Here is a 25,810-nt window from a genome sequence, read left to right on the forward strand (position 1 = left end):
CTTCCTAACACAAACTATGACGACCTCCGGCACCCTTTATCTGGTGGGCACCCCCATCGGCAACCTTGATGACATGACTTTCCGGGCGATCGCCACCCTCAAAACCGTTGATTTGATCGCCGCCGAAGACACCCGACACACCGGCAAACTTCTCAAGCATTTTCAAATTGCCACCCCCCAAATCAGCTACCACGACCACAACCGGCACCAACGACAGGTGCAACTCCTCGAAAAATTGCACAGTGGGCTAAATATTGCTCTAGTTAGCGATGCCGGATTACCGGGGATCAGCGATCCTGGCTTTGAATTGGTCGCCAGTGCCATCGACGCAGCAATTACGGTGGTGCCCATTCCAGGGGTGAGTGCCGGACTGACGGGTTTAATTGCCTCCGGTATTTCCCCCGAAAAATTTGTCTTTGAAGGTTTTTTACCCCCCAAGAAAAAGGATCGCCATCAACTCTTAGCGCAACTGTGCGAGGAGCCCCGCACCCTAATTTTCTACGAAGCGCCCCATCGATTGGTGAAAACCCTGACGGATTTGCTGGAGCATTTTGCAGGCGATCGCCCCCTTGTGTGCGCTAGGGAACTGACAAAACTCCACGAAGAATTTTGGCGCGGCACCCTAGAAACAGCCCTCACCCATTACCAGCAGCACAACCCCAAGGGGGAATTCACCCTGATTTTGGCCGGGGCGAGCCCAACAACTGACCAGGAGGCACCGACTGATGCGGAAATCTTGGCCCAACTTCAGACGTTAATCCAACAGGGTATGAGCCGTTCCGGGGCTAGTCGCACCCTCGCCCAACAACTCAACCTCTCCCGCCGCCACATTTATCAACTCAGTACTGATCTAGAGAGTTAAGTCTAAGAAGATGCCTGGGTTTTAGGTTTGTTGTTGTCGGCTTTGGCCTGGTAGGTAAACTCTTCGACGGCACCGGGTTCCCCTAAACGATGGGGTTGTTGGTTATTGATGGTGATGTAAACAGCCCCGGCATTACCGGAACGGACGCGCACACTTTCATCGGCGATCCATTGTTTTTGGGTGCCCTTAGCGAGGGTGCCTTCAAAGGCCGTTTGACCATCGATTTCCACCCGCATCCAAGCCATTTCTTGGGTTTGGATATCAACCACCACTGATTCTGATGCGTCTGCTGCATTGCCATCGGGGTTGGTGGTGGCGACGGGTTGAGATGAGGCTATGCTTTGGGTAGTCGTGTTTTCTTGACGGGCTGGGATTTTACTTTCTACAAGTGCCGGATCTAGCTGGGGCGTCAGACTGGGATTTTGGTTACGGACGATATTACCCAAGGATTGCACTGTGGCGACGATGATCAACAAATAGGCAAGGTAAAGGTGGCTAGGCCGCAACTGGAAATGATAGATAAATTGGCTCCAGTGGGGAATGTGCCAACGGTTTTGGGGCTCGGCTTGGGGAAATTCCTGGGCGATCGCCATACCATCGAGGCCAAGACATGCCGCATAGCAACGCAGAAGACCTTGGAGATAAACCGGCTCTGGTAACTCCTCAAGGCGACCTGCTTCAATGCTTTCCAGGAGTGCCCGGCGAATATTGGTTTTACGGGAAACAAAGGCGAGAGACCAGCCTTTGGCGAGGCGTTGTTGCTGCAACTGGACACCGATTTGGGCAAGGTATTCTTGCTGGGGGATGGGGGAATGGATCGCTGTCTCCTTCATGCTTGGTACTCCCGGACTGGGGCGGATGAATGGAATGGAAAATTAGAATTATATTTGGATCGGAGCTGTTTGATCTCAGCTTTGGTTAGGGGACGGGCTTGGCCCCGTTGCAGATCGCCCAGGTGTAGGTTGCCAATGGCTAAACGATGGAGTTTTACCACAGGAAAACCGAGCTGATCAGCTACCCGACGAATCTGGCGGTTGCGCCCTTCGGTAAGCATGATATCAATACAGGTTTTATCTTGGGTAATGGTTTTGAGGTGAATTTGGGTGGGCAAAGTGCGGCGATCGCCTAACATTACCCCCTGACGCCACTGGTCGAGGATATGCTCTGGCACTTTCCCTTTTAGCCAAACGCGATAGGTTTTGGGAATGTGGTACCGAGGATGAGTTAAGGCCAGGGTGAAATCACCGTCATTGGTCAGCAGCAACGCCCCTGTGGATTGGGCATCGAGACGGCCAATAGGATGAATTCCCTTTCCCTGTCGGAGCGGTGGGGGCAGTAAATCTAAGACCGTAGATCGTCCCTTAGGATCGGCACAGGTAGAAACCACCCCCTTGGGTTTGTGGATAAGGTAATAGTAATGTCGTGGCCGTTCAGCAACCTTGAGGGGTTTACCGTCAACACAGAGGCGATCGCCTTCTGGATCTGCTTGATCACCCAACTGAACGGGTTTGCCATTGAGGGTAACCCGTCCAGCGAGAATGAGTTTTTCTGCGCCTCGCCGTGAAGCAATGCCCCAACGGGCGAGAATCTTTTGCACTCTTTCAGCCATAGATTATGGAGTGCTGGTTTTTAAAAAGCCAGGAAAATTGCAAGTCATATTTTACAAATCTTAGCAGGTGTTGTTTCCCCGCATAAATACCTAAAACAAAAGGGGGATGTTGAAATTTCTTGACAAATGTGGGTCAGAGCAAGGGCCAACCTTGATTGTTTACCCACGACGCCCGGCGTAATTTCGTCCCTTAACGACCAATGGTGATGTTGCCTACTCGGATAGGGACACAGGCGTGGGTCATTTGGGCAATCTGCATTGGCTCTCCTTTGCCGCACATATCGGTGCCGCGCTGTTCTAATTCTGAAGCTGGGGCGATCGCCTCTACTTTATTCCAGAATTCTGTGGTCATGCTCTGGTAAGTGAGATTTTTGACCATGCCGTTGAGTTGACCGTTTTTGATGTACCAGACCCCATTACCGCCAAATTGAAAATTCCGCCGCTGTTGATCAATGGAAAAAGTATCATCCCCGTCGATGAGATAACCGTCTTTGGTATCGGCGATCATTTCCGCGAGGGTTGCCGTGCGATCGCCCCCAGGTTCTCCCGGTTCGAGGCCGAGATTCGGAATCCGCACCATGGGAACACTGGCCCAACTATCGGCGAAAGCACAACCATTACTTTCCGGTCGGCCGAGGCGGTGGGCGGTTTCTCGGTCAGTGAGGTAATCCGTCAAAATGCCATCTTTGACAACGTACCATTCCTGGGCCTTAACCCCCTCATCGTCATAGCCAGCGGTGCTGCGACCACCGGGTTGGGTGCGGTCTGCCTTGAAATTCACCCAGGGGGCTGCGTATTGCAGTTGATTGAGATGATTCGTGGTGGCAAAACTTGTCCCGGCAAAATTCGCCTCATAGCCATAAACCCGGTCTAACTCCGTGGGATGGCCGACAGATTCATGGATTGGAAGCCAGAGATGACTGGGTTTAAGGATCAAGGTTGTTTCACCGCTGGGAGCTTCGGGGGCATGGACTTTTTCGATGGCTTCCTGGGCGACGCGCTCGACATTGTTGCGGAGGGTTTCCGGTTCGATGTGTTCATAGCCGAGATTTAAGGGCGATCGCTCATATTTGCGACCCTGGGCATCCCCATTGGCCACCGCCGTACAACCCATCCCGGCCCCACTGCGATAGAGCCGTTGTTCAATTAAAGATCCTTCCGTCGAAGCAAAGATTTTGTCCTCTTGGGTAAAGCTCAGATAGGCATAGGCTTTTTTAATCTGGGGATCATGGCCCAGGAACCGATCCGTTAAATCGAGGAGGAGGTCTGTTTTTTCCGTGAGGGACACCGCAAACGGATCAATTTGAATCGGCGTTTCGTAGCGATCGCGGTAGGCGGGCACTGGCACCAAACGAATGGGTTCCCGTTGGCTGAGGTGACTGCCTTTGGCAATATCGATGGCTAATTGCACAACGCGTACCATCTCTGCGGTCGTCCGCCGGTGGCTCGCGGCAAATCCCCAAGCTCCCTGCCACAGTACCCGCACCCCAAAACCGGCACTGACATTATCGCTGAGGCGTTTGAGGGAACGATCCTGGGCCCAGAGTCGCTGCTTGCGATAGGTACAGAGACGAATTTCGCCATACTCACAACCCTGTTGCCGGATCAGCTGAATAGCAGCTTGGGCGAGGTCGCTAAACGTCAAATGTTGGGGGTGAGGCGCGGCTTGAACCATGGTTTAAAAAAGAATGAGGTTGTTGTGATCTTAGTGAATATTTTTGGCGATCGCCTGACCCGCGAGCCAACTGGTCGTCCAAGCACTCTGAAAATTAAAACCCCCAGTGATCCCATCAATGTCGAGCACTTCTCCAGCGAAATAGAGACCCGGACAACAGCGACTTTCGAGGGTTTTAAAATTGACTTCCTTCAGGGAAACACCGCCACAGGTGACAAATTCTTCCTTGAAAACGCCTTTCCCTTGGATGCTGTATTGGCCTTGGGTGAGTTCCTGACAGAGGACATTTAATTGTTTCTTTGATAAATCCGCCCAGTTTTGATCGGTGGTTATCCCTGCATACTGCGCCAAGCTTTGCCACAGGCGCTTGGGAATGTCCACCGGGGCCAGGGTCGTAATTTTCTTTTTGGGATGTTGGGTTTTAAAGGTTTGGATTTGTTGACGGAGGGTTTCTGGGTTGATGTCAGGGAGCCAATTGACCGTGAGGGGCATTGTGTAACGGTGTTCGGCTAACGTGCGCGCCCCCCAAGCCGAGAGTTTCAAAACCGCTGGCCCACTCAGGCCCCAATGGGTGATTAGCAGTGGCCCCGTTTGCACGAGTTTTTTCTTGGCATCTAGCTTAATACTCACAATGGCCTTGGGCACACTCACTCCAGCTAAACCCTGGAGACGGGGATCATTAATCTGAAACGTAAATAACGATGGTTGCGGCGGCACAATCTTGTGGCCCAAGGTGGCAGCGAATCGATGGCCCGAAGGATGACTCCCCGTGGCTAACAAAATGCAGTCGGCAGAAAGGCGATCGCCCCCCTTAAGATTCACTTGAAATTGCGCGGTTTCATCTTTAACAATGCTTTGAACCACGGCCCCGGTGCGACATTGAATTTTTGCCTGGGTGGCAGCTCGCAAAAAAGCCTGAATAATCGTTTCGGAATCATCCGTCACCGGGAACATCCGCCCATCGGCTTCGGTTTTGAGCTGAACACCCTCCCCCTTGAGCCAGGCGATCATGTCTCGGGGCTGAAACTGACTAAAGGCCCCCCGCAACTCCCGCTGGCCCCTCGGATAGGCTTTGATTAATTCCACGGGATCAAAGCAATGGTGGGTGACATTACAGCGGCCGCCCCCAGAAATTTTTACTTTGCTGAGAAATGTTTTGCCCGCTTCGAGGATGATCACCTCTAACTTTGGGTTCGCCCGGGCAGCGGCGATCGCCCCAAAAAATCCCGCCGCCCCACCGCCAACGACGATTAATTTTGCCATGGTTCGTTAGTAATTCTTTGTCCACTCCAGTCCATAGAGGATCCCAGAAAGGAGCGTCAGGAGCAACATGATATTAATAATGCCCCCCGGCAATAGCGTAAAGGGTGGCACCCCAAACCCCCGCAAAATCCAGAGCAGCAGAAAGCAGACGAGGCAAGTGATGAAGAGGTAGAGAACACCGGAAGAATTGGAGCGATTCACAAGGCGACACACCGGGTCAAATAACTCCTCTAGTCTAACATTCGCCCCTTGGGGCCGCCCAAAACCCGCTATCATAAACAGTTGCAAAAATATCTAGATCAACACCCTCCTATGACCCAGCAATACCGGATCACCCTCCTCCCTGGCGATGGCATTGGCCCCGAGATTTTGGCCGTGGCCGTAGATGTTTTAAAAACCATCGGCCAACAATTTGATCTAGAGTTTGTCTTTACCGAAGCTTTGATGGGGGGTGCGGCCATTGATGCCACCGGAGAACCCCTCCCCCAAAAAACCCTAGATATTTGCCGTGCCAGTGATGCGGTATTGTTTGCGGCGATCGGCGGCTACAAGTGGGATAATCTGCCCCGGGAGCAACGGCCAGAAACGGGGCTATTGGGCCTGCGTGCCGGTTTGGGTCTGTTTGCGAATTTACGTCCGGCAACAATTCTGCCGCAGCTCATTGATGCCTCGACCCTAAAGCGGGATGTGGTTGAAGGGGTCGATATTATGGTGGTGCGGGAACTCACCGGCGGCATCTATTTCGGGAAACCTAAAGGTACTGTCACCCTAGAAACGGGCGAAAAACGGGGTTTTAATACGATGGTCTATGACGAGTCGGAGGTGGATCGTATTGCGAAAGTCGCCTTTGAGATTGCCCAAAAACGCAACCATCGCCTCTGCTCTGTGGATAAGGCGAACGTCCTCGATGTGTCGCAACTATGGCGCGATCGCCTCAATTTGATGGCCGAAAACTATCCCGATGTGGAACTGTCCCATCTGTATGTCGATAATGCCGCCATGCAGTTGATCCGCGCACCGAAGCAGTTTGACACCATTGTCACGGGGAACTTATTTGGCGATATTCTTTCCGATGCCGCTGCCATGCTCACAGGGAGTATTGGCATGTTGCCCTCGGCCAGTTTGGGCGCGGATGGCCCTGGAGTTTATGAACCGGTGCATGGGTCTGCGCCAGACATTGCGGGGCAAGATAAGGCCAACCCCCTGGCGATGGTGCTCAGTGCGGCGATGATGTTGCGTTACTCCTTTGACCAACCGGAAGCAGCGGCAAAAATTGAACAGGCGGTACGAACGGTGCTCGACCAAGGCTTCCGCACGGGGGATATTATGTCCGAGGGGATGACTCTCCTAGGTTGTAAAGGCATGGGCGAAAAACTCCTGGCGGCTCTCACTGCTTAGGTCTTACCCTGGGCGTTGATGCCGGGAAAAAATTCGGTGAGTCATTTTTAAAAAATGCTTTTTGGCCATGGGGAACCTGAACTTTTCGAGACGGATTCCCCTACTGTCAAATTCTCCAGACAAAAATACAATAAATAGGTAAGTTCTAGGGTTTCTTTTCGGAGAAGCGATGGGACTTTATCTTAATATTTATTGTTCTGTCCTATGCAACCCACCAACCCGAATCAATTTACCGAAAAAGCTTGGCAGGCGATCGCCCAAACGCCGGACATTGCCAAACAAAATCAGCAGCAGCAGATCGAATCCGAACATCTGATGCAGGCGCTGTTGGAGCAAGATGGCCTCGCAAAAAGTATTTTTACTAAAGCTGAAATTCCCCTAGGGAGACTCCGGGAAAGAACCACCAGTTTCATCACTCAGCAACCCAAAATAGCCCAGCCGAGTGAATCGGTTTATTTAGGGCGGAGTTTAGACACCCTCTTAGACCGGGCTGAACAGCATCGCAAATCCTTTGGGGATGACTTTATTTCCGTTGAACATTTAATTCTGAGCTATGCCAAAGATGACCGCTTTGGCAAAAATCTGTATCAGGAATTTGACCTCACAGAAAACAAACTAAAAACAATCATTACGCAAATTCGAGGCAACCAAAAGGTGAGCGATCAAAACCCCGAAGGGAAATACGAATCCTTAGAAAAATATGGCCGGGATTTAACGGAATTGGCCCGCAACGGCAAACTCGACCCGGTCATTGGTCGCGATGATGAAATTCGGCGCACGATTCAAATTCTCTCCCGCCGCACCAAAAATAATCCAGTTTTGATCGGGGAGCCGGGGGTTGGTAAAACGGCGATCGCCGAAGGCTTGGCCCAAAGAATTATCAACCGAGATGTGCCAGAATCCCTCAAGGATCGCACCCTAATCGCCCTGGACATGGGATCTTTGATCGCCGGGGCAAAATATCGCGGTGAATTTGAAGAACGCCTCAAAGCAGTCTTAAAGGAAGTCACCGATTCCGAAGGGCAAATTATTCTCTTTATCGACGAAATCCACACCGTTGTCGGCGCTGGCGCAACCCAGGGGGCCATGGATGCCGGGAACCTGCTCAAACCGATGCTGGCCCGGGGTGAACTCCGCTGTATTGGCGCGACGACCCTCGATGAATACCGCAAATACATCGAAAAAGATGCGGCCCTCGAACGGCGCTTCCAGTCGGTGATGGTCAATGAACCCAATGTGGTGGATACCATCTCAATTCTGCGAGGCCTGAAGGAACGCTACGAAGTACACCATGGGGTCAAAATTGCTGACACAGCCCTGGTGGCGGCAGCGATGCTCTCGAACCGGTACATTAGCGATCGCTTTTTGCCCGACAAGGCCATTGATCTGGTGGACGAAGCCGCAGCCAAACTAAAGATGGAGATCACCTCCAAGCCGGAGGAACTCGATGAAATTGACCGGAAAATTCTCCAGTTGGAAATGGAAAAACTCTCCATCCAAAAGGAAAAAGATGAAGTTTCCCTAGAACGGCTCGCCAAACTCGAAAAGGAACTCGCCAACCTCAAGGAAGAGCAGTCCCAACTCAATGCCCAATGGCAATCGGAAAAAGAATTTATCGACAAAATTCGCTTTCTTAAGGAGGAAATTGACCGCACAAACCTAGAAATTCAGCAGGCCGAACGCAACTATGACCTCAACAAGGCCGCAGAGTTACGCTACGGTAAGCTGACGGAACTGCAACAAAAAATCAAAGACATTGAAAGCAGTCTCGCAGCCCAACAGGTCACTGGGGACTCTCTATTGCGGGAAGAGGTGATCGAATCGGATATCGCCGAAATCATTTCAAAATGGACAGGCATCCCGATTAGTAAATTAATCGAATCGGAAAAAGAAAAACTACTCCACCTCGAAGCAGAACTCCACCATCGGGTTGTCGGTCAAGAAGAAGCCGTCACCGCCGTTGCCGAAGCGATCCAGCGATCGCGCGCTGGACTCGCCGATCCGAACCGTCCCACGGCCAGCTTTATTTTCCTCGGGCCGACGGGGGTCGGGAAAACGGAACTCGCCAAAGCCCTCGCCCAATTTCTCTTTGATACCGAGGAAGCCCTAGTGCGGATCGATATGTCTGAGTACATGGAGAAACACGCCGTTTCCCGGTTGATGGGAGCACCTCCAGGGTATGTGGGCTACGAGGAAGGAGGCCAGTTAACGGAAGCGATTCGCCGTCGCCCTTACTCGGTGATTCTCTTTGACGAGATTGAGAAGGCTCACGCCGATGTGTTTAACGTGATGCTGCAAATCCTGGATGATGGTCGCCTCACCGATTCCCAGGGGCGGACAGTAGACTTTAAAAACACTGTGATCATCATGACCAGTAATATCGGCTCCCAATTTATCCTTGATATCGCCGGGGATGACAGCCGTTACGAGGAAATGCGGAATCGGGTGATGGACGCAATGAACGCGAACTTCCGACCGGAATTTCTCAACCGCATCGATGAACTGATCATTTTCCATGGTCTGCAAAAGGATCAGCTCCGTTCCATTGTTCAACTCCAGGTTAATCGCCTCGCTGAACGCCTCGCGGAACAGAAGATCAGCATCCAACTCACCCCAGAAGCCTATGATTTCATTGCGGAGGTGGGCTATAACCCAGTCTATGGTGCGAGACCCCTGAAGCGGGCCGTCCAAAAATATGTCGAAACGGCGATCGCCAAAGGCATCCTCAAGGGTGAATTTAAAACGGGCAGTGCAATTACCGTCGATGTGAAAGACGAAAGACTCGTTTTCCAAGGCTAAATTGCATCCCGATCTTTCCTATCGTTCAGGGGGCGTTCTACGGAGCGTCCTCTTTTCGCATCTGGGAAAAATTTTAGTAGTGGTAGCGGCATTGGGCGATTTCTACAGCAGCTTCAGTTACCCGGTAAGCAAGGCGATGTTCAGCGGTAATTCGACGCGACCAGTAGCCGGATAAGGCGTGCTTCAGGGGTTCGGGTTTGCCTGTTCCTTCGTAGGGGGTGCGCAAAATTTCCTTGATTAAACCGTTGATGCGCCGCAGAATCTTTTTATCGGTTTTTTGCCAATAGAGATAGTCGTCCCAGGCATTTTTTGCAAACACCAATTTCATTCGAGCAAATCCTTTTCTAACCCTTGACCACCTTCGAGTTGGGCGATCGCCTCTAGTAGTCGCTTGGCATTTTGGGGAGAACGGATTAAGTAGGCCGTTTCCTCTAGGGCTTCGTAGTCTTCGAGGGACATAATCACAACCGCGTCATTATTTTTCCGGGTGACGATGACTGGGGCATGGTCTTGGCACACCTGCTCCATGGTTTTGGCGAGATTTTGACGGGCATTGGTATAGGATATGGCTTTCATGGCGACCTCCTGTACAGAAAAATGTACAGCTCAAGTTTAATCGATCAACAAGAGGCGATCGCCTTTCGGCATTCCTTAAGGTTTCATCTAAAATTTTGGTGCTGGGATCGGCATTCGGGGCGGTGCTGTTTTCCACATGAGCGCGATCTCTTCGGGGGTGAGTTGATAGGCTTGGTTCACCAGATCGGACACGCGGATTTCATGGGCTAAAATCTCGGCTTTGCGTTGTTGGATCTGGGGGGCATATTCGTTGTAAGCATTTGTGAGTTCTTTATTCTGGGCAATGCTCAGGCTAGATCCTTTGGGGCGACGTTTTTTGATTTCCTGTTTAAAGTCTTCAATGCTCAGGGCAGAAAAATCTTCAAGTTTATTGCCTATTTTTTCGATATTCATTTCTACTCGCAACCAATCTAAAACATCTCGATAGGCTTCTTGGTTGAGTTTTGTTAGTTCAATTAATTCACTCACTCTTTCTTCTGTCTCCACACGAATTGAGTCAAGAGGCTCAACTATAGGAATATTTAACATATACTTTTTTTTGAGTCGTAAGGCTTCATCTTTTCCGTGAGGCGTATTTCGCCATAAATATGACCACATTAAAGGAGAGTTTAGAATTCCAAGTTTCCACAAGTCATTGGTCTCTAGACAAAAGCAAGTCATTTCTGGAATGCTATTTTCTAGAGAAAGGCAAAATTGTGAATTAAATGATAAATCTTTCCAGAAAATATTTGCTTGAGTAAACGTATCATAATAAGCACATGACCTTAATTCCCACCAAAATAATCCTTGATCAGATCTCTTTTTAAGATCAGTTTTGTATTCAATAAAATGGCTATATATGGAAGGAAAAGAATTACGAAAAATGTCTTCTGCACTAGAAATATTTTGTGCTTGACTCCATTCCCATAAGTGATTAGCACTAGATTTTATCAAAATAAGATATGTTTGGTCGTGTAGAGTATGCCATCTAGATAATCCATTACCTCGAAAATATGGAACAATCAAGTTATTTGCTTTTGGATCTGAATTCACTAGCTTTTGTCGCTTTATGTCATCAATCAAATAAGCATTATTAAAACCTGTTTTAATTCCACATAATAATTGTTCTTTGAGAAAGCCCTTTAAAGGAATACCGATCGCCCGAATTTTAGCCATCAGATCATCCACTTCCTGACGTTCCAGACTCCAAGCTCCATGGGAAAAACGATCTTGTTTAACTTGATATCCTTCGTTGTTGACATATTGCGTCAAATTCAAATCTGCCAGTCGCTCCCGTGGCACCGGACAAATTAAAGTCGGCGATTTTGGCGTTGCCGCTTTTTTTTCCTCCGGCTTTTTCACCACCACAATACAAGGAAAAGTATCCGCATCCTTAAAAATTGGCGCATGACCAAAATCAATAATTTGCTCGACCTCTGTTTTTTCTGCAAAGAACTTCCTGAGAGGTTCACCATAGCCCGCCCGTAACCACTTATTTGTCACGATATAGGACATCATTCCCTGGGGTTTGAGCAGCTTAACGCCCTTCTCATAAAAATACACATAGAGATCCGCCACCCCGTCATAACATTCATAATGCTGCTCTAAATAGGGCTTAAACGGCGATAACAGTTCCTGCCGCACATAGGGCGGATTGCCAATTACAACATCAAACCCACCATCCGCCATCACCTCAGGAAACGCCTTTTCCCAATCAAACGCCTTCGGGTCATATTGAGTATCCGCAACAATCGAATTACCCGCCTTAATATTGCCATCCAAATTCGTCAACCGTTGCCCCTTTTCCGCCGTATGGAGCCACAAAGAAAGCTTGGTAATTTCCACCGACTCCGCCGATAGATCCACCCCATATAAATTCTGGGTCAAAATTAAACTACTCAGATCAAATAAGTCCGGTGTATTTTGTGTTTTTTGATATTGAGCTAAATTCTCATTCGCTTCCTGATATTTGCGCTGGAGAAACTGTAACGCCGCAATCAGGAAAGCCCCCGAACCACAGGCCGGATCAAGAATCCGAATTTTTTGTAAAATCTCTTTAATATAAATCTGCCAAAATTTACGATTTTTCGCATCGAAAGACCTAAGTTTTTTGATTTCTGGCCGTTCCCAAATGGCTTCTTTTTTCTGTTCTAGGTATTCCCCAATGGTGGTCTCGACAATATAGGTCGTCACCCAGGCTGGCGTATAAAAAACACCGTCTTTTTTCCGTTTTCCCTTTTTGGCATCGTAGGGCTGGTGATTGGCGATCGCCTGAAGCTCTTCTAAGTCCGTAACGGATTGCTCAAAAATATGACCCAACACATTCACCGACACCTCAGAATCAAAATCGAACCGAGTTAATTCCTTAAAAGAGGTACATAGCTCATCCGGTACAGTGAGCAGTTGATCCACAAGCGGATCTGGCTTAAAAAGTCCCCCGTTATAACCCGCAATGGGCGGATTATCATTGCCTTGGTCAACCCAACGAAACACAGCCTTGTAATTATGCCAAATCGGCTGAGGATTATAGGGATCTTTATAATCGTGGGCTTCCTTTAAAGTATTGTTGGGCAACAGTAAACGATCTTCACAGAATGCCACAAAGAGAACCCGATCTAAAATCCTTTGGGCTGCCTCAATAATGGCCGCATTTTTATCCTGAAGATCTGTGGGTGCCGTATCCCGAAAATGCTGCACTAACCGCTGACGAACATTTTTATATTCCTTATAAAGATCATTCGTTATCTCCTCCTCCTTTGCCTCCGACGTTTTCAGCAGCTTATCAATCACCGTTTCTGTATTGGGCTGAGTTGCCTTCGGAAGAAAATTCTGCCGACAGAGTAAAAAATAAAATCGCTTAAAAACAGCTAAATTAGCCAAATCCTTCAAGAAAAAACATTCATAATTAGAAGGAGTTTTGAGGGTGTGATAGAGCCTAATTTCTTGGTAATTAGACACTAAAATCCATTGACAGCCTTCCGTATAATTCGCGTATCGCCACCCCTGATGAACTGGGGACTCCTTCCCTTTGGGGGCATGATCCAGATTAACTTTCGCCCCTTTCAACTCAATCGGCGCAACGATCCGCCCCGTCAGCTTGACTTCCCCTTTTTTGCCTGTAGTTGCCGTAAACAAACCCAAAGCCGCATCCGCAAACCCACCGCCACCATTAACATTTTTTCTGGGTGAATCTCCCAAGCCTCTCCCTCTCCGGTGGTAATGCCCTTGTAGCCTAAGACTTCCCGAAAAATATCCCCTAAAAATTCACCGTGTAACGACGTTTCTTTAATCTTTGTGAGGGTGCCGCTCGCTTCTGTCTTCACCCATTTCTGAATAATGCCGTGTTTTTGTTCTAGATCTTCTGGAAAAATAAATGACTTAACGGCTTGACGTAGGGTTTTTTCGTGGAAGAGAGACGTTTGGCTAACCATTCTGAAACTGAGGGGCTCTAGAAAGCTTCTTTCTCCCCATTCTATGACCTTCCTGGTTGATCACTCCCCACAGCTCATCCGCTAAACCGAGGCGATCGCCTACGAGAGTTAAGTTAAGGTTGCTTTCATTTTTATTTCTCCGGCACAATGGAAGACCGTGCAGTGTAGTCAGGGTAATGTAACGATGGCCAGTCAGTGGGAAAATTTTCTAAAAAATCTGGGGAACTGGCGCGGTTCCTTTGCAGGGGTAAATCTGGATGGAGAGATCACCACGGAAGTCCCTTCCATTTTGACCCTGTCGCTCATAGACGGGAACCGAGATAAAGTGCTGTTTACCCTACGGCGCTTTGAAAATGGCGGTTACGACAGCGAACCCACCAGCAATATGTCCCAGGAATTTACCGGCTTGGGGCGACACACGATGTTTTTCGATACGGGATCTTTCTCGAAAGGCTCTATGTGTTTGTCGTCCATTTCATCCTTTATCGCCGAATATGGGTTTATCAAAGGCGATCGCCGCATGCGGATGGTGCAAATGTACGGTGATGCGTTTACCTTCAATAAGCTAGTGTTTATCCGGGAATTTCGGAAGGGAAGCAATGCCCAGGAGCGGCCAGCACTAACCGTTGAACAACTTTTAGGTACCTGGGAAGCGGAATACCACGTTTACACCCCCGACCTTGATCCCCCCAAAGTGCACCAGAGCCGCTTAAGCCTCAAAAAAGAGGGCGATTATCTCCACCAGACCCTCGAATTAGAACACCAAACCATCGCCTCTAAAGGGCAGATCCAAGGCAACACAATTCGTTTTACGGAAGGCAGTACGCCCCGCAATTTGGTGCTGTTACCCGATGGCGCTTCGATGAATGTGTCCCCCCAATTAGCCCAACGGCAGGCTTTTTTCGTGGAAGCGGGTTGGCTCGTCAGCGACAACGAACGGCAACGAATCATGCGCAACTACAACGACCGGGGTGAATGGGTTAGTTCGACGTTGATTTTTGAGCGACGGGTGGCCTAGGCTCCGGTTGACACAGGGTCTGATGCAGTTGGTAACGATACTCTGCCGTCAAAAATTGGTGCTGTAGTTTTGTCCATTGGTGCCAAGTTTGGTGACGATTGTCGTGGAAAATTTGGCAGAGGGTGGGGAGTTCCTGGGCGAACGTTTTACCGAGGGCTTTTTCTAGAAATTCTTGCAGTACTGCATCATCTTGAAGTAAACCGATTAGGGTTTGGACTTTTTTGATCGCTTGGAGCTGATCGGCATAATTTTCACCGTAAAAAGGCGCAAAAATTTCCCTGGTATAGCGCGATCGCTTGGCGGCCTTGCGGAGGTCATGGAGGATCGGGCTGTCGGTCGCAAAAAGTTTTTCTAACTGTTTTTTCGAGAGTTTCTTTGGGCTGTAACCGACCCACCAACCGGGATGGAGCAGCAGTTCGCTCAGTTGAGGCAACAGCAAATCCGGCAAGATCAGTTGAATGTCTACCGAGGCGATCGCCTGATATTGGGGTTGATCTAACCAAGCCTGGGTTGCCCCCTTAAACTCCCCATAGCGCGCTGAGTTGAGGAATTGCCGCACCTTAGTGAGTTGTTTTTGACGACGCTTAGCTAATTTTTTCAGGGCAATCTCGAGAATTGTCACCTCAACGGTCGGCAGTTGGGGCAGATACCGCTCCCGAAACGTCAGGGTCATCACATCCACATCCCGCAACTTCCCCAGAACCCGACCATAGCGGCCTACTTGCTTCGGGGCCATGGCTTCCGGCACCACCAAAGCAGGGGCAAATCCCAACAACACACTGCGCAACCGCCGCATCCCCACCCGCATTTGATGCAATTCTTCTGGGTCACGGTCGGCTAAAACCCCCGCTTCGTGGCTGAGGATTTTTTTGTAATGCTTGGCGATCGCCTTATGTGCCCAATCGCCAAAACGTTGTGCTTGGGGTGGCTGCATAATTCATGCCCAAATCAATCTCACTCCCTCGATCTTAAGAGGTGCAATTTTAAAACCTGATTAAGAACACACAAGGCTTAACGATTCCTGTTTGAAGTCTTTTCTTTTCCCCAAAATCAATTCCTGGCTCAATTATTAAAGGAACTGTCGCGCTTCGGTGACCCATTGCTTTACCAAAGTCAGGGGAGGCGCTAGATCCTTACGCTGGAGATTCGCCACCTGTAACCGGACAATATTCTGATGGAGCCGCGAAAAGGGAGTCTGGGCCAACTGATTTACCGATGCCACGCCACTGTGCAATACTAGGCCGCAATATTGTGTGCCAATACTCGGTACTCGCGCCAAATCTGCCAAGGCTACCCACTTCAAAACGTAATTGAGATGAATTTTGAGGCGACGGGCCAACGCTTGTTTCGCCTGGGGCGTGCGGGTCGCTAACAAAAGCTGATGGGTTGTGTGAATCTCCTGGGCTGCGAGTAGAGTCTGCTGTTCTTTGCTCAGGCCGGGTAATTCCACAATCCGCCAATTACAGGAAGCCATAGGAATCCTTGTTAAAATGGAAGCACATAATATCAAGAAAAATTGTCGTTACCCCCAAACGTAAAGAAATTTATGACTGTTGGTCTATCTGTCGAAAAAGGAAAGCAAGAGACTCCTCCCTTAGAACTCCATTACCTCGGTGACAAAGTCCTCCGCCAAAAAGCGAAACGCATCGCCAAAGTGGATGACGAAATCCGTACCCTAGCGAAGGAAATGCTGCAAACCATGTATTCTTCCCAGGGGATTGGTCTGGCTGCGCCCCAAGTTGGCGTTAATAAGCGTTTAATCGTCATTGATACCGATCCAGAAAATCCTGCCAATGAACCACTGGTTTTAATCAACCCTGAAATCAAAAAATTTGGACAGCAGCTTTGTCCCTTTGAGGAAGGTTGTCTCAGCATTCCTGGGGTTCACTTAGATGTCATTCGCCCCGATGAAATTGAAGTAAGTTACCGAGATGAGCAGGGTAAACCCAAACGTATCAAAGCTTCCGGCCTTCTATCCCGGGTGATTCAGCATGAAATTGACCATCTCGATGGGGTGATGTTCGTCGATCGCGTCGAAAATGAAATTGCCCTCAGCAGCCAATTAAAACAACGGGGATTTGCCCTGAAATCGGTACAGCGCATCTCCTAATTTTTTTTGCCTTGCGAGTTTCAACATGACGGTAACTTAGTGTTGTACCAAATTTGTGTCAGACAATTCCCGTCAAGTTAGATAGACGTTCTACCCCGTGAGGTGGTCGTCTTTTTTATTGCCTAATCTTCAGCAAGGTTGCGTTTTGTATCAAACCGCGAAAAATTTACGTTTCGTTAGCAAATTCTTGAGGCAGCGCAGCAGCACCGTTGCTACAGACATCGTTTTGAATCTCGGATTTTACAAAAGATAAAAGCTGGCTTTCCTCTATGGCAAGCGATTGGCCTACTGCGGGTGTTGCATGGGGCGTAAAAAAAGGCGATCGCCTTTTTGAGTCAAACCTGTATTTATACTCAGGTTTATTTTTAAATCTATTTTTTGTGTATTGTCTTTATTTTTATAAATCAAAGACGTAAATATTTTTTTAAGAAAGTATTTAGAGATTTCTGCTGATTTTTAAACTTTTGAATATTCATAAAAGCTTCTAAGTCTCTATAAATCTGTTTGAATGCTAGATCCCAAACCGTTGCACCTTTCAATTCCCCCAGGGATTGCCAATAATGCAGCTAACGGAACTTTTAGGAGCACGCAATTCCATGACAATGACCCTCGCGGTTTACGGCAAAGGTGGCATCGGCAAATCTACCACCAGTTGTAATATTTCCGTCGCCCTCGCCAAACGGGGCAAAAAGGTTCTCCAAATTGGCTGTGACCCGAAGCATGACAGCACCTTTACCTTGACGGGCTTTTTGATTCCGACGATCATCGACACTCTCCAGGAAAAAGATTTTCACTACGAAGACATTTGGCCAGAAGATGTCATTTACAAAGGCTATGGCGGTGTCGATTGTGTGGAAGCGGGTGGGCCTCCGGCGGGGGCAGGCTGCGGTGGTTATGTGGTCGGGGAAACGGTCAAACTCCTAAAAGAGCTCAATGCCTTCGATGAATATGATGTGATTTTGTTCGATGTGCTGGGAGACGTGGTTTGTGGGGGCTTTGCGGCACCACTCAATTACGCAGACTACTGTTTGATCGTGACGGACAATGGCTTTGATGCGTTGTTTGCGGCGAATCGTATCGCGGCTTCTGTGCGGGAAAAAGCGCGGACGCACCCCCTCCGCTTGGCTGGCTTGATTGGGAATCGTACCTCGAAGCGGGATTTGATCGAAAAATATGTGAGCCATGTGCCGATGCCCGTGCTGGAAGTGTTGCCCCTCATCGAAGATATTCGGGTGTCGCGGGTGAAGGGAAAAACCCTCTTTGAGATGGCAGAAGGGGACTCGATGTTGGATTATGTCTGCGATTTTTATTTGAATATTGCCGACCAAGTGTTGGCGGCCCCAGAGGGAGTTGTGCCCAGTGAGGCTTCGGATCGGGAATTGTTTAGTTTGCTCTCAGATTATTATCTCAATCCGCCTGTCGAAAAGACCCAGGAAGATGAGCTGGATCTGATGATGGTCTAGGCCAGGGGACGCTGGGCAGGATTCTCGAAATCGTTTATCCGGCAATGGCTCACTGTGATCATCCTCCTGGGTTAAATTTTGCTTCAAAATAGAGGCGATCGCCCGAAACGGCACAATGATCAAAAAAGGCGATCGCCCATTACCCAAATCTCTGCAGTTGATTTACAAGGAGCGTAAATATTGTGAGCTTTTTCGAGCAAATTAAACCCAGCATCAAAACCAAATGGCTAGATTACTTTGAAAATAACCAAGACTGGCTAAATATCCTGATGGATCGCGGCGAATCCGTGGCAACCCCCGACGGTGGCCGTCGTCCCCAAGGTTCCGTAATTCTCGGTGCGATCAGTGCCAAGGAACCCCGCCTCGCCGAAAGTCTCTATCTGTTTTCTTTAGTTGAAGCGAATTTTGACACGATTGTTGATGTTTTAGGGCTAAACTTTGACCCACTCTTGGAACTCCGAAACCTAGAGGAAAAAGGAGCGGCAGCAAAGCCAATGATTACGCCCCCGAACCCAACCGTTTTGCCCACAGAATAATTTCTCATCATTTGCCCTTCATTTTTTTGGGGGGCATCCCCTGAGCAACAATCGTGTCACTCCATTTCTAATTCACCCTTTCCAAAACTATTTGCAAATCTATTTAGGAAAATTTTTATGACCGTTGCTCAAGAAACCCCGAACTTAACCTTTGACTGCGAAACAGGCAACTACCACACCTTTTGTCCGATCAGTTGTGTGGCTTGGCTTTACCAGAAAATTGAAGATAGCTTTTTCCTGGTCATCGGCACCAAAACCTGCGGCTATTTCTTGCAAAATGCCATGGGCGTAATGATCTTCGCTGAACCCCGCTACGCCATGGCTGAACTCGAAGAGAGTGATATTTCTGCCCAACTCAACGATTACGACGAACTCAAACGTCTCTGTCTGCAAATCAAACGCGATCGCAATCCCAGCGTGATTGTTTTTATCGGCACCTGCACCACCGAGATTATCAAAATGGATCTCGAAGGCTTTTCCCCTCGCCTCGAAGAAGAAATCGGCATTCCCATCGTCGTCGCCCGGGCCAATGGCCTAGATTATGCCTTTACCCAGGGTGAAGATACCGTCCTCGCAGCGATGGCGAACCGTTGCCCCAGCGAACCCCCGGCCCCCACAAAAGAAAAAGAAGAAGATACTGCTGCGGCCACTCGCTTCCAAAAACTTTTAAACTTGGGCCTCAAGAAAAAAGAAGAAGCACCCCCTGTGGCCACAGAACAAAAAGAGCACCATCCCTTAATTTTGTTTGGCTCTCTACCCGATCCTGTGGCAGCGAACCTGGAGCACGAACTGAAGAAACAGGGCGTTAAGGTTTCGGGCTGGCTCCCCACCAAGCTCTATACAGAATTACCGGTTGTACAAGAAGGCTATTACGTGGCGGGAGTAAATCCATTTCTCAGTCGCACCGCTACTACGTTGATGCGTCGCCGTAAATGTAAGCTCGTGGGTGCTCCATTCCCCATTGGCCCCGACGGTACCAGAGCCTGGGTTGAGAAAATTTGCTCCGTGCTCGACATCGAACCCCAGGGCTTAGCAGAACGGGAAGCACAAATCTGGGAAAGTTTAGAAGACTATCTCCAGCTCATTCGCGGCAAATCAGTCTTTTTCATGGGGGACAACTTACTAGAAATTTCCCTCGCCCGGTTCCTGATCCGCTGTGGCATGACTGTGGCCGAAATTGGCATCCCCTACATGGATAAGCGTTACCAAAAAGCAGAACTAGATTTCCTGGCCCGCACCTGCCAAGAAATGGGTGCACCGATCCCCAAAATTGTTGAAAAACCCGACAATTACAACCAAATTCAACGCATTAATGCCCTACAACCGGATTTGGTGATTACGGGGATGGCCCATGCGAATCCTTTGGAAGCCCGGGGGATCAACACAAAATGGTCAGTGGAATTTACCTTTGCCCAGATTCACGGCTTTACTAATGCGCGGGATATTCTCGAATTGGTCACGCGCCCCCTACGCCGCAATACAAACCTCAAGGATTTGGGCTGGGATAAACTGGTGAAAGAAGAGGCTGCGGTCTAATTGTTTCTCTGGATTGTCTTACAGACTCACCAATAGAAGTGATGCATGTTCAATTGCTGCCCTTTGATGGCGATCGCCACTGGTCACTCATTAATAAGTGGATCGAGGCCCCCCATGTTGCACGGTGGTGGGGCGATCCAGGTGAGATTCTTTTGGAATTACAGCAGCACGACCCAAATCATCAGGCAATGATCACCGCAGCGGGTCAACCAGTTGGTTTTCTTTGCTGGCAAACCCCTTCACAGGAAGAGTTACAAGCAGCGGGTCTGGCTGATCTCCCGAAGGATCTCATTGATGTGGACATCATGTTAGGGGAGGCCGAAGCCCTCGGTAAAGGGATTGCTCCCCAAGCCTTGCAATGTTTATTTGAGCAACTAAAAAATCAGGGAGTAACCCTTGTCGGACTGGCAGGAGCGATCGCCAATGGGCGGGCGATGAAAGCCTATCAAAAGGCAGGGCTTATGCCATTTCGTGACTTCTTTGAAAATGGTGAATGGTATCGATACTTTACGATTTCTCTGCTCTGAGCTGAGAAAAAATACCGACTCACTGGGTTTTAACGGTTAAAACCTGGGGGGGCGTCGCGTCGGGGGGATAGCGCAGTTGGATATTCACCAAACGGCGATCGCCTGGGGGCATTTCCAAGGTAACGAGGGGTTCCCCGGCTTGGCCGCGCTTTTGCACGAGGTGAAAATATTCGGTACGCAAAAAGCCCTGGTCATCTTTGTAATTGACCCGCACTGGCCCCCGGAAAAAGGTTGCTGTCGGTAGGGGATCAAAAAAGCGCAGTGCTTCGTCCGTAGCATCTTGCTTGATGGGCGTTTCAAGGGCGATCGCCACGGTTTGGGTTGCCTCGGTGGGATTGTGGAGGGGCAGGGTCAAATCGTAGAGCACCCCGTAATTCCCGTGGGCAGCATAGGCAGTATCGGGATAGCGGCGCAACATTTCGGCTGTTTGGATCTGGCCCGTGCCATGGGTTCCCCCAACGAGGGTGCTAATACCATAAGAAAAGACTTCTCCAGGGGCGGGAATGGTGAGATCCCAGGTGGGACTGTCATAAATTTGCGTTTTCCAAGTGCTGCCTGCGGAAACACCAGCCACCCGACCATAGATTAAACCTCCTGGAGCACCAGGCACGCTGGGGGGGCGATCGCGCGGGCTAGAGAGTTCCCCCGTTTCTAGAAGTGCTTGCCATTCTGCCAGGGTAGGTGCTCGGAAATTGCCTTGGCCATCGGGTTTTTCAAGGAGGGCTAAACTCGCCACATAAACGGGGCCAGTGCTGGTTAGCTCCAAATAGGTCGAGCGACCATTGAGAGGGGGATCTAGTTCCCGCACCGGAATCGGCAGATCAAAGATCATCTGGTAACTCCGAGGAGCAATGGTCAACTGCTTTGGAAACTGCTCCTGGAGACGGCGACGCAGCAGATTATCCATTACCCGGCTGCCTGGCCCGGCGTAAACATTCCCCCTCGGATTCGGCACTTGGGTATCCAGGGCAATAAAGGGAGCATCCGGTTGGCTCAAATAGCTCGCACCGTGGTGGAAATAAAGGGTAATGGGTTGATCGTTCGGATTGTAGGCGATCGCCCCGATGTGGAGACTGCGCAGATCCTCTGGGGAACCCTGGGCGACGTGGTGGGCAAACAGATCAAACCGTCCTGAAAAGGTGAAATCTAGGTGAGCATCTGGATGGGTTTTCCCGGTGGCCGGAAATGTGGACAGCAAAATTCCTTCCCCCAACACCTTTTCCGGGCTGTTGCTGTTAAACACAGGGGTTTGGTCTAGCTGTCCCGGTAAAACTCGTACTTCCTGGGGACGGACAATTTCCACCGGGGGCGGCGCTTGGGCAACAAAGAAGGGAAAAAACATACCGACATTCCACACACATTGCCGCCCATTGTATTGAGTTTTTTGGCTTTTTGGGTAATTACACGAGATCGCGATCCGTGAGAATTTCGTAACCCGTTTCTGTCACCAGCACCGTATGCTCAAACTGGGCGGACAGGGATTTATCAGGGGTAATCACTGTCCATTTATCTTCGAGGGTGATTGTTTCCTTGGTTTTCGCATTGACAATCGGTTCAATGGCCAGCACCATGCCCGCTTCGAGGATGACATTGGGCAGGTCACGGGTGCGGAAATTAAACACCGATGGTTCTTCGTGGAGTGCCTGGCCTACCCCGTGGCCCGTAAAATCTTCCACCACCTGGTAGCCATAGCTATGCACATGGTCTTCCACGGCCCCGGCAATATCCAGGAGTGTATTTCCGGCTTTTACTTGCTCGATTCCTTTATAAAGCGCTTCTTCGGCCGCTTGCATCAACCGTTTCGCCTCCGGCTTAATCTTTTTGCCAACGCCGACGGTAATACAGGAATCGCCATGGTAGCCATTGAAGAAGGCACCCGTATCGACTTTCACGATGTCCCCTTGGTGGATGCGTTTGTCCGCCCGGGGAATGCCATGGACGACTTCATCATTGATCGAGATGCAGATAGAACCGGGAAAACCGTAATACCCTTTAAAGCTCGGTGTTGCGCCTAATTCTCGGATCCGCTGTTCAGCATAGGCATCCACTTCAAGGGTCGTCATCCCTGGCTTGATGATCTCACTCACTTCCTTGAGAACGGTGGCCACGATCCGCGCCGATTGTCGCATAATTGCAATTTCAGCGGCGGTCTTAATTTTGACTTTGCTTTTTTTACGGCGGCGGGGGAGGCCCACCTGGGCTTTTTTGGGTTCGGGAATTAGGAGATTGAGTAACTGTTTCAATGGAGTACCTTGAGGAAATCAATGGCAGATTGGGCAATTATTTCGGCGGCGGGATCGAGATCAGCGACAATGCGGCGGGCGTGGTAAAAATCTTGGCGATCGCCATTGAGGTAATCGTCTAGTTTTTGACCCGTAAACGAACCGTCGCGCAGCCCCAGCACCAGGATGATCGCCGCGAGGTGAGGTTCAGCAGCAAAGTCTGGGTGATCGACGAGATTAACGCCTGTGCGATCGCCCCACCGGGTATAGTTTAACCGACCGGCAATTTTTACAAAGCCCCGTCCCTGGTAGCGCAGCCCATCACCCGGTTGGATATTTCCCAAATCACGACGACCTTCTAGGTTTGGGTCTGGGATCGGCTGCACAAGACTGGCACCAAAGACCCCTTTATGGCTCGCCGTGGCGAGAATATAGGCCACCTGGGTCGGTTCAATGATCCCGCAGCGTTGGCAGGTTTCTAGGAGTAGAGGAATGGTTTTGCGGGCGGCATTGTGGTGGGGATGATTTTCTAAGGATACAATCAGGCGATCGCCATAGCTTTTGAGGGGTCGTAGGGGCGCATAAACTTCCACCCATTGATTTAAGAGTGTCATCCAAGTTTGACCCCCAACAACGCCATCAATGGTCAATTCCGCAATCATCTGAAAGCGTTTCACAGCCTGTTCGGTTTGGGGGCCAAAGTGACCATCAATGGTGAAATGCTCAAGGGACAGCAGCCGCTGCAACAACCGTTGTAAATAGCTCACCGAAGCATTGAGTTGAGGCGTCGCTAAACCATCGCCCAAGTAAAGGATGGGATATTTGCGGTCACTGGCTGGGAATTCCCCGCTCGGCAAATGTTGTAAATCAGCATATTTTTTGGCGATCGCCTCTTGATCCTGAATAAATTTTTCCAAAGCTTCCCAGGTGGATAGCCCCACAATCCCATCGGCCACTAATTTTTGACGTACCTGAAAAAATTTCACGCCGTTTTCCGTTTGCCGACCAAACTTTCCATCCAGCTTGGCCGTTTCTGGGATAAATAGACCCCGTTGCAGCAATTTTTGCAGGTAATGCACTGCCTGCTGTTGGGGCGAAATTTCAAACCCGGCCCCCCGGCGCAACAGGAGTTTTTCGGGCCGATCTTGTTGGAAAAGCGAAGCGGCTTCCGGGACCTTTTGGGGTGAGAGTTCTCTCGTCGCTGGGGGGGTTAGAAAGAGTTGTTGGTAGCGTTCAATGGTTTGCCAAGTGCGGGGATCAACGGTGCCCGTTTTTGGTAGTTTATTCGCCCGTTGAAATGACCGAACCGCCGCTTCCGTCGTGCGCCCAAAAATGCCGTCAATCACCGCCGAGCGGGGTAAAAATCCGGCAGCCCGCAAAAAGGTTTGCAGATAACCCACATCATCATTGGCGATCGCCTGGCGTTGCAGTTGCCGGGGGCGTTTGAGAGCGGGACGTTCACGGCTGGCGGTGGCGGACTCACGGTGACGCTTCATATTATGATTGGGGGTGATGGGAGGGGCGATCGCCTTCCATTGTAAGAAATGAAAAATTAGACCACCCAAACTATCGCTACCATGTTCAGAATTCTTCACTTCGCCGATATCCATATGGGCAGCGGTTTTTCCCATGGTCGGGTGAACCCAGAAACTGGTCTAAATTCCCGCCTCGAAGATTTTGAGCAGACCCTAGGGCTTTGCATCGACCGGGCGATCGCCGATCCCGTAGACCTCGTTATTTTTGCTGGGGATGCCTTCCCCGATGCCACCCCGGCCCCCTATATCCACGAAGCCTTTGCCGGGCAATTTCGTCGCCTCGTCGCCCACAATATCCCGGCGGTGCTCGTCGTCGGCAACCATGACCAATATTCCCAAGGCAATGGGGGAGCCAGTTTAAATATCTATCGCACCCTGGCGGTGCCTGGTTTCATCGTGGGCGATCGCTTGACAACCCACACCCTCGAACTGCCCAAAGGTCCCCTGCAAATCATTACCCTGCCCTGGCTGAACCAAGCCACCCTCCTCACCCGGCAACAAACCGAAGGCAAAACCCTCAACGAAATTCATCAGATCCTCCTCCAGAAACTCGAACCGATCCTCGAAGCGGAAATTCGTCGCCTCAATCCCGAAATCCCAGCAATTCTGGTGGGTCATCTGATGGCCGACCGCGCCAACCTGGGGGCCGAACGCTTCCTTGCGGTGGGCAAAGGCTTTAACATTCCTGTGGCTTTCCTGAACCGTTCTGAACTTGATTATGTGGCCCTCGGCCATGTGCACCGCCACCAAAACCTGAATCCCAGCAATGATCCCCCGATCATTTATCCTGGCAGCATTGAACGGGTTGATTTTAGCGAGGAAAAAGAAGCCAAGGGCTATGTTTTAATCAACCTCCGCAAGGGTCAGGTCGACTGGGAATTTGTCCCTCTCCCAGCCCGGGCGTTCCGCACGATCAAAATCGATGTCAGTGACACTGACGAACCAGAAACCGAGATTCTCAGCGAAATTGCGAAGTCTTCCATCACCGATACCGTGGTTCGCCTCATCTACAAAATCCGCCCCGAACAAACAGAACTCATTGATCAACGCACCCTCAGAAAAGCCCTCAAAGCCGCCCATCAAGCGTCTATTCAAGCGGAACTGGTGAGCCAACTCTCCCGGCCCCGTTTACCGGAACTGGGCATTGGCCAATCCCTCGATCCGATGAATGCCCTCGACACCTATCTCACGAACCGAGAAGATTTACAGGATATTGCCCTGGCTATGCGCGAAACTGCCACAGAACTCATGTCACAAACCTCACTTTGAGC

General features: G+C 49.9%; 24 protein-coding genes. 10 read left to right on the top strand and 14 right to left on the bottom strand.

Going from position 1 to position 25,810, the window contains the following annotated elements; all coding sequences use genetic code 11:
• Window positions 1-16: 16 nt before the first annotated feature.
• Window positions 17-862 carry a 16S rRNA (cytidine(1402)-2'-O)-methyltransferase gene (rsmI, locus tag AWQ21_RS12735; RefSeq protein ID WP_065714861.1) on the top strand — a complete coding sequence of 282 codons (846 nt, stop codon included), beginning with the start codon at window positions 17-19 and terminating at the stop codon, window positions 860-862.
• Between the two features lie 2 nt (window positions 863-864).
• Here the strand turns inward: rsmI and AWQ21_RS12740 are convergent, their stop codons facing one another.
• The 5 genes from AWQ21_RS12740 to AWQ21_RS12760 all read right to left on the bottom strand — a co-directional run bounded on the left by AWQ21_RS12740 (window position 865) and on the right by AWQ21_RS12760 (window position 5,685).
• Complete coding sequence (locus AWQ21_RS12740; protein ID WP_065714862.1) at window positions 865-1,695, bottom strand: RodZ domain-containing protein; 831 nt, start codon at window positions 1,693-1,695, stop codon at window positions 865-867.
• The gene (locus tag AWQ21_RS12745; RefSeq protein WP_065714863.1) at window positions 1,692-2,471 is read right to left on the bottom strand and encodes a pseudouridine synthase; all 780 of its coding nucleotides are present in this window, start codon (window positions 2,469-2,471) and stop codon (window positions 1,692-1,694) included. The genes AWQ21_RS12740 and AWQ21_RS12745 overlap by 4 nt, the downstream gene beginning before the upstream one ends.
• A 190-nt stretch (window positions 2,472-2,661) precedes the next feature.
• Window positions 2,662-4,146, bottom strand: a complete 1,485-nt coding sequence (locus AWQ21_RS12750; RefSeq protein ID WP_065714864.1) for a TldD/PmbA family protein — start codon at window positions 4,144-4,146, stop codon at window positions 2,662-2,664.
• Between the two features lie 30 nt (window positions 4,147-4,176).
• Window positions 4,177-5,409, bottom strand: a complete 1,233-nt coding sequence (locus tag AWQ21_RS12755) for an NAD(P)/FAD-dependent oxidoreductase (RefSeq protein ID WP_065714865.1) — start codon at window positions 5,407-5,409, stop codon at window positions 4,177-4,179.
• A 6-nt stretch (window positions 5,410-5,415) separates the two neighbouring features.
• Entirely contained in the window at window positions 5,416-5,685 is a 270-nt protein-coding gene (locus AWQ21_RS12760) for a hypothetical protein (RefSeq protein WP_198159657.1), read from the bottom strand.
• Window positions 5,686-5,721: 36 nt separating this feature from the next.
• Here AWQ21_RS12760 and leuB point away from each other — a divergent pair, with 36 nt between their 5' ends.
• Together leuB and clpB are read left to right on the top strand one after the other, a co-directional pair.
• Window positions 5,722-6,807: a 3-isopropylmalate dehydrogenase gene (leuB, locus tag AWQ21_RS12765; RefSeq protein ID WP_065714866.1), complete on the top strand. Its 1,086-nt coding sequence runs from the start codon at window positions 5,722-5,724 to the stop codon at window positions 6,805-6,807.
• Between the two features lie 204 nt (window positions 6,808-7,011).
• Entirely contained in the window at window positions 7,012-9,606 is a 2,595-nt protein-coding gene (gene clpB, locus AWQ21_RS12770; protein WP_065714867.1) for an ATP-dependent chaperone ClpB, read from the top strand.
• A 73-nt stretch (window positions 9,607-9,679) separates the two neighbouring features.
• Here clpB and AWQ21_RS12775 read toward each other — a convergent pair whose 3' ends face one another.
• From AWQ21_RS12775 to AWQ21_RS16565, 4 genes are all read right to left on the bottom strand, one after another.
• Window positions 9,680-9,934 (bottom strand): Txe/YoeB family addiction module toxin, encoded by a 255-nt coding sequence (locus AWQ21_RS12775; protein ID WP_065714868.1) that lies wholly within the window; start codon window positions 9,932-9,934, stop codon window positions 9,680-9,682.
• Window positions 9,931-10,182, bottom strand: a complete 252-nt coding sequence (yefM, locus tag AWQ21_RS12780; protein WP_065714869.1) for a YoeB-YefM toxin-antitoxin system antitoxin YefM — start codon at window positions 10,180-10,182, stop codon at window positions 9,931-9,933. Before yefM ends, AWQ21_RS12775 begins: the two co-directional genes overlap by 4 nt.
• An 87-nt stretch (window positions 10,183-10,269) precedes the next feature.
• A complete protein-coding gene (locus AWQ21_RS12785) occupies window positions 10,270-13,359 on the bottom strand; it encodes an Eco57I restriction-modification methylase domain-containing protein (RefSeq protein ID WP_232314972.1) in 3,090 nt (1,029 codons plus the stop codon).
• A complete protein-coding gene (locus AWQ21_RS16565; RefSeq protein WP_232314973.1) occupies window positions 13,254-13,592 on the bottom strand; it encodes a hypothetical protein in 339 nt (112 codons plus the stop codon). The genes AWQ21_RS12785 and AWQ21_RS16565 overlap by 106 nt, the downstream gene beginning before the upstream one ends.
• 184 nt (window positions 13,593-13,776) lie before the next feature.
• Here AWQ21_RS16565 and AWQ21_RS12790 point away from each other — a divergent pair, with 184 nt between their 5' ends.
• Window positions 13,777-14,610, top strand: coding sequence for a DUF3598 family protein (locus tag AWQ21_RS12790; protein ID WP_065714870.1), 834 nt, complete (start codon window positions 13,777-13,779; stop codon window positions 14,608-14,610).
• Here the strand turns inward: AWQ21_RS12790 and AWQ21_RS12795 are convergent.
• The gene (locus AWQ21_RS12795; protein ID WP_065714871.1) at window positions 14,573-15,544 is read right to left on the bottom strand and encodes a CHAD domain-containing protein; all 972 of its coding nucleotides are present in this window, start codon (window positions 15,542-15,544) and stop codon (window positions 14,573-14,575) included. The two genes, AWQ21_RS12790 and AWQ21_RS12795, sit on opposite strands and share 38 nt — an antisense overlap.
• A 135-nt stretch (window positions 15,545-15,679) precedes the next feature.
• Window positions 15,680-16,084, bottom strand: coding sequence for a DUF4332 domain-containing protein (locus AWQ21_RS12800; RefSeq protein WP_065714872.1), 405 nt, complete (start codon window positions 16,082-16,084; stop codon window positions 15,680-15,682).
• A gap of 72 nt (window positions 16,085-16,156) precedes the next feature.
• Here AWQ21_RS12800 and def point away from each other — a divergent pair, with 72 nt between their 5' ends.
• From def to AWQ21_RS12825, 5 genes are all read left to right on the top strand, one after another.
• Window positions 16,157-16,720 carry a peptide deformylase gene (gene def / locus AWQ21_RS12805; RefSeq protein ID WP_065714873.1) on the top strand — a complete coding sequence of 188 codons (564 nt, stop codon included), beginning with the start codon at window positions 16,157-16,159 and terminating at the stop codon, window positions 16,718-16,720.
• Between the two features lie 596 nt (window positions 16,721-17,316).
• Complete coding sequence (gene bchL / locus AWQ21_RS12810; RefSeq protein ID WP_012307943.1) at window positions 17,317-18,183, top strand: ferredoxin:protochlorophyllide reductase (ATP-dependent) iron-sulfur ATP-binding protein; 867 nt, start codon at window positions 17,317-17,319, stop codon at window positions 18,181-18,183.
• A gap of 182 nt (window positions 18,184-18,365) precedes the next feature.
• Complete coding sequence (locus AWQ21_RS12815; protein WP_065714874.1) at window positions 18,366-18,719, top strand: DUF5331 domain-containing protein; 354 nt, start codon at window positions 18,366-18,368, stop codon at window positions 18,717-18,719.
• A gap of 117 nt (window positions 18,720-18,836) precedes the next feature.
• Window positions 18,837-20,255, top strand: a complete 1,419-nt coding sequence (locus AWQ21_RS12820) for a ferredoxin:protochlorophyllide reductase (ATP-dependent) subunit N (protein WP_065714875.1) — start codon at window positions 18,837-18,839, stop codon at window positions 20,253-20,255.
• 41 nt (window positions 20,256-20,296) lie between these two features.
• Complete coding sequence (locus tag AWQ21_RS12825) at window positions 20,297-20,782, top strand: GNAT family N-acetyltransferase (protein ID WP_065714876.1); 486 nt, start codon at window positions 20,297-20,299, stop codon at window positions 20,780-20,782.
• 19 nt (window positions 20,783-20,801) lie between these two features.
• Here AWQ21_RS12825 and AWQ21_RS12830 read toward each other — a convergent pair whose 3' ends face one another.
• From AWQ21_RS12830 to AWQ21_RS12840, 3 genes are read right to left on the bottom strand one after another with little or no spacing between them, the layout of a single operon-like run.
• Entirely contained in the window at window positions 20,802-22,124 is a 1,323-nt protein-coding gene (locus AWQ21_RS12830; protein WP_065714877.1) for a DUF3370 domain-containing protein, read from the bottom strand.
• A gap of 58 nt (window positions 22,125-22,182) precedes the next feature.
• Entirely contained in the window at window positions 22,183-23,025 is an 843-nt protein-coding gene (gene map, locus AWQ21_RS12835; protein ID WP_065714878.1) for a type I methionyl aminopeptidase, read from the bottom strand.
• The gene (locus tag AWQ21_RS12840; RefSeq protein WP_083998024.1) at window positions 23,022-24,635 is read right to left on the bottom strand and encodes a peptidoglycan-binding protein; all 1,614 of its coding nucleotides are present in this window, start codon (window positions 24,633-24,635) and stop codon (window positions 23,022-23,024) included. Before AWQ21_RS12840 ends, map begins: the two co-directional genes overlap by 4 nt.
• Between AWQ21_RS12840 and sbcD the strand changes: the two genes are divergently transcribed.
• Window positions 24,582-25,808 carry an exonuclease subunit SbcD gene (gene sbcD / locus AWQ21_RS12845; protein WP_065714880.1) on the top strand — a complete coding sequence of 409 codons (1,227 nt, stop codon included), beginning with the start codon at window positions 24,582-24,584 and terminating at the stop codon, window positions 25,806-25,808. The genes AWQ21_RS12840 and sbcD overlap by 54 nt on opposite strands.
• Window positions 25,809-25,810 lie beyond the last annotated feature (2 nt).

Origin of the sequence: Picosynechococcus sp. PCC 7003, assembly GCF_001693255.1 — a bacterium.
In the GTDB taxonomy this organism is placed as follows: domain Bacteria; phylum Cyanobacteriota; class Cyanobacteriia; order Cyanobacteriales; family MRBY01; genus MRBY01.